The 4,234-nt window shown below is 73.5% G+C and carries 5 protein-coding genes; 4 read left to right on the top strand and 1 reads right to left on the bottom strand.

All coding sequences use genetic code 11. The annotated features are described in order from the left end of the window. Nucleotides 1–180 precede the first annotated feature (180 nt). Complete coding sequence (locus tag CCN42_RS23480) at nt 181–1,188, bottom strand: hypothetical protein (protein ID WP_086738569.1); 1,008 nt, start codon at nt 1,186–1,188, stop codon at nt 181–183. A 139-nt stretch (nt 1,189–1,327) separates the two neighbouring features. Here CCN42_RS23480 and CCN42_RS23475 point away from each other — a divergent pair, with 139 nt between their 5' ends. The 4 genes from CCN42_RS23475 to CCN42_RS23460 form a co-directional block, all read left to right on the top strand. Further along, nucleotides 1,328–1,957 (top strand): TetR/AcrR family transcriptional regulator, encoded by a 630-nt coding sequence (locus tag CCN42_RS23475; RefSeq protein ID WP_086738567.1) that lies wholly within the window; start codon nt 1,328–1,330, stop codon nt 1,955–1,957. A gap of 187 nt (nt 1,958–2,144) precedes the next feature. Further along, complete coding sequence (locus tag CCN42_RS23470; RefSeq protein ID WP_086738565.1) at nt 2,145–2,447, top strand: urease subunit gamma; 303 nt, start codon at nt 2,145–2,147, stop codon at nt 2,445–2,447. Nucleotides 2,448–2,457: 10 nt separating this feature from the next. Then, nucleotides 2,458–2,769: an urease subunit beta gene (locus CCN42_RS23465; protein ID WP_086738571.1), complete on the top strand. Its 312-nt coding sequence runs from the start codon at nt 2,458–2,460 to the stop codon at nt 2,767–2,769. Next, nucleotides 2,762–4,234: urease subunit alpha (locus tag CCN42_RS23460; protein WP_086738563.1), on the top strand; the 1,473-nt coding region annotated here is incomplete at its 3' end. The genes CCN42_RS23465 and CCN42_RS23460, both read left to right, overlap by 8 nt.

Raw genomic sequence — 4,234 nt, 5'->3', positions numbered from 1 at the left:
CACCGCACCTCACAGCGGCCCACCCCTCATAGCGGTCCGCCCGGTCCGCCCTCGCTGCGGCCCGCCACCGCTGCGGCCCGCCGCCGGCCGTGGTCGCACCGCCGGGCGAACGAGACCGTGCGCCCCCGTCCGCTACCGCGGGGACGCACGGTCGGTGCCGGCCGGCTGCCCGGCCGGGGTTCAGCGGGCGAGCGCGGGCTCGCGTTCGGACGCCGGTCCGGCCGCCGCCGGCGTACGGGACTTCAGGGCCGCGCCGAGCAGTACCGCCCCGAGCCCCAGTACCGCCCACCAGGTCAGGGTGAGGGCCGGGCCGGTCGCCGCCGCGCCGTCGAAGTACGCCACCGAGCGCAGCAGGGACACTCCGGCGCCCGGCGGCAGCCACTGGCCGACCGCGCCGGCCGGCGCCGGCAGCATCTCCGGCGCGGAGGAAGCGCCGGAGAACGGGTTGCCGAGCAGCATCATCACGGCGGCCATGAGGCCCGTCCCGGCGGTGCCCAGCAGGGCGGCGAGCCCGGCGACGGCGCTCGCCACGGCCAGCGAGGCCAGCCCGAACACCCCGGCCTCGGCCCACCAGTGGCCGGTCAGGACGCCCAGCCAGCTGTGCGCGATCGCGGCGGCGACCACGCCGACCAGGGCCGAGGCGCCGACGAGCGCGGCCAGGGCGGGCAGGCCGCGCAGCCCCAGCAGGGTGACCACGGCACCGGCCGCCAGTCCGGCCAGTGTCAGGGGCAGCGCGCTGGCGCCGAAGGCCGCGCCACGCGGATCGTCCGCCGGGGCGGCCACGACGTCGACCGTCGGGACGTGCGCGCCGTCGGCGGCCGCGGGCTCGGCCACCGCCTGCCGCAGCAGCTGCGCGACCGCCGGGCTCGCGGCGGAGGCGGTGAGCAGCCGGGGGCCGTGCTCGGTGACGACGACCGCGCCGTACACCTCCCGGTCCGCTATCGCGTCCCGGGCGGCGGCCTCGTCGGGGTAGCGGTGGACGGCGAAGGCGCCCTCGTGCCGGGTCAGCCGCTGTTCGGCCTGTGCGGCCGCGGCGGCGGGACCGGCGACGCCGAGCGGCAGGTCGCGCGGTGCGGTGCGGGCGGCGGGCCAGGCGAAGGCCCACAGGGCCAGCGCGGCCACCACAGGGACGAGGACGACTGCCGCGATCAGCCGACGCGCCGCGGCCGGGGTGCGGGGAGCGGACATGAGGATCTCCCTGGTGCTTGATCCGGCGCCCGGGAAGGGGGCGCCGCCATAGCGAAGGATCGTTCGTTTTTCTTGCTTCCACCGTCCCGCCGGTGGTCGTTCCTTGTCAAGAAGGAACGTTCGTTTTAAGTTGTGGACCATGGCCCGCGTATCCCAGGAACACCTCGACGCCCGCCGCCGCCAGATCCTCGACGGTGCCGCGCTCTGCTTCGCCCGCAACGGCTTCCACGCCACCTCCATGCAGGACGTGCTCAAGGAGATCGACCTCTCCGCGGGCGCCGTCTACCGGTACTTCAGCGGGAAGGAGGAGCTGATCGGCGCGATCGTCGCCGAGGTCATGAGGGAGGTCCGGGCCGCGTTCGAGGAGGCCGCCCGGCAGAGCCCGCCGCCCGCTCCCGACGTCCTGGTCGCCACGGTCCTCGGACGGACGCTGGAGGCCCGCGGATTCCTCGGCGCCGACGGGCAGCCGGCCTTCCCGCGTCTCGTCGTCCAGGTGTGGACGGAGACCGCGCGCAACGAGGAGCTGGCCGCCGTGCTGCGCGAGGGCTACGACGCCGTGCGGGCGGCCTGGACCACGGTCGTCCGGGCCTACCAGCGCAGCGGGCTGATGCGGGACGACCTCCCCGCGGACGACGTGGCCCGCACGATGATCGCCGCCGCGCAGGGGTTCATCGTGCAGCAGTCGCTGTTCGGGCCGGTGCCGGTCGAGGTGCTCCGCAACGGTCTGCGGGCACTGATGAGTATGGGGCGGACCAGCGACGAGTCATGACGGGATCAAGGGCTGGTTAACGTCGTTGAAACTCCGGCGAACTAGCCTGCCGCTCCACGCCACCAGGGGTTCTTCTTTCCCGATCGCGCCGAATCGCGCCATTTGTTTGTGTGTTACATCTATCCCCGACGCGGTGGCCGCGGCAGCCGGGCCCCGCACGGCCCGGAGCGAGGATGTGAGGTGGGACGTGCAACTGACCCCGCACGAGCAGGAGAGGCTGCTGATCCATGTGGCGGCCGACGTCGCCGAGAAGCGCCGGGCCCGCGGGCTCAGACTGAACCACCCCGAGGCGGTCGCCCTCATCACCTCGCACATCCTCGAAGGCGCGCGGGACGGCCGCACCGTGGCCGAACTCATGTCCTCCGGCCGCGCGGTGCTCACCCGGGACGACGTCATGGAGGGCGTCCCCGAGATGATCCACGACGTCCAGGTCGAGGCGACCTTCCCGGACGGCACCAAGCTCGTCACCGTCCACGAGCCGATCGTCTGAGGTGGCCTCGATGACTCCCGGAGAGATCCTGTTCGCCGAGGACCCGATCGTCGTCAACGCGGGCCGCGAGGTCACCCGGCTGACCGTCCTCAACGCCGCCGACCGGCCGGTCCAGGTCGGCTCCCACTACCACTTCGCCGAGGCCAACCCCGGCCTGGACTTCGATCGTGCCGCCGCGCGCGGCAAGCGGCTCAACGTCGCCGCCGGCACCGCCGTGCGGTTCGAGCCCGGCATCCCCGTCGACGTCGAACTGGTCCCGATCGCCGGCGCCCGGATCGTGCTCGGCCTGCGCGGGGAGACCGGAGGTGCCCTCGATGCCTGAGCTGTCGCGCGCCGCGTACGCCGATCTGTTCGGCCCGACCACCGGCGACCGGATCCGGCTCGCCGACACCGATCTGCTCGTCGAGATCGAGGAGGACCGCTCCGGCGGACCCGGACTCGCCGGTGACGAGGCCGTGTTCGGCGGCGGCAAGGTCATCCGCGAGTCCATGGGGCAGTCCCGGGCCACACGGGCCGACGGCACCCCCGACACGGTCGTCACGGGCGCCGTGATCATCGACCACTGGGGCGTCGTCAAAGCCGACATCGGCATCCGCGACGGCCGCATCACCGGCATCGGCAAGGCGGGCAACCCCGACACCATGGACGGGGTCCACCCCGATCTGGTGCTCGGCCCGGAGACCGAGGTGATCGCGGGCAACGGACGGATCGTCACCGCGGGAGCCATCGACGCGCACGTCCACTTCATCTGCCCGCAGGTCGCCGACGAGGCGCTGGCGTCGGGCATCACCACCCTCGTCGGCGGCGGCACCGGTCCCGCCGAGGGCTCCAAGGCCACCACCGTCACCCCCGGCCCCTGGCACCTGGCCCGGATGCTGGAGGCGATGGAGCAGTACCCGCTCAACATCGGCTTCCTCGGCAAGGGCAACACGGTCTCCCACGAGGCGATGCTGTCCCAGATCCGCGGCGGCGCGCTCGGGCTGAAGCTGCACGAGGACTGGGGCTCCACCCCCGCCGTCATCGACGCCGCGCTCACCGTCGCCGACCGGACCGGCATCCAGGTCGCGATCCACACGGACACGCTCAACGAGGCCGGGTTCGTGGGGGACACCCTCGCCGCGATCGCCGGGCGCGGCATCCACGCCTACCACACCGAGGGCGCGGGCGGCGGGCACGCGCCGGACATCATGACCGTGGTCTCCGAGCCGCACGTGCTGCCCAGCTCCACCAACCCGACCCGACCGTTCACCGTCAACACCGCCGAGGAACACCTCGACATGCTGATGGTGTGCCACCACCTGAACCCGGCGGTCCCCGAGGACCTGGCGTTCGCCGAGTCCCGCATCCGCCCCTCGACGATCGGCGCCGAGGACATCCTGCACGACCTGGGCGCCATCTCGATCATCTCCTCCGACTCGCAGGCCATGGGCCGCGTCGGCGAGGTCGTGCTGCGCACCTGGCAGACCGCGCACGTGATGAAACGGCGGCGCGGTGCCCTGCCCGGCGACGGGCGCGCGGACAACCACCGGGTGCGGCGGTACGTCGCGAAGTACACGATCAACCCGGCGCTCGCCCAGGGACTCGCCCACGAGATCGGCTCCGTCGAGCGCGGCAAGCTCGCCGACCTGGTGCTGTGGGAACCGGCCTTCTTCGGCGTCAAGCCGCTCCTCGTCCTCAAGGGCGGGCAGATCGCCTACGCGCAGATGGGCGACGCCAACGCCTCCATCCCCACCCCGCAGCCGATCCTGCCCCGGCCCATGTACGGCGCGATCGGGCGGGCGCCCGCC

The sequence above is a fragment of the Streptomyces glaucescens genome (assembly GCF_002154375.1).
Lineage (GTDB): Bacteria > Actinomycetota > Actinomycetes > Streptomycetales > Streptomycetaceae > Streptomyces > Streptomyces glaucescens.
This window is presented reverse-complemented; position numbering and strand designations above follow the sequence as displayed.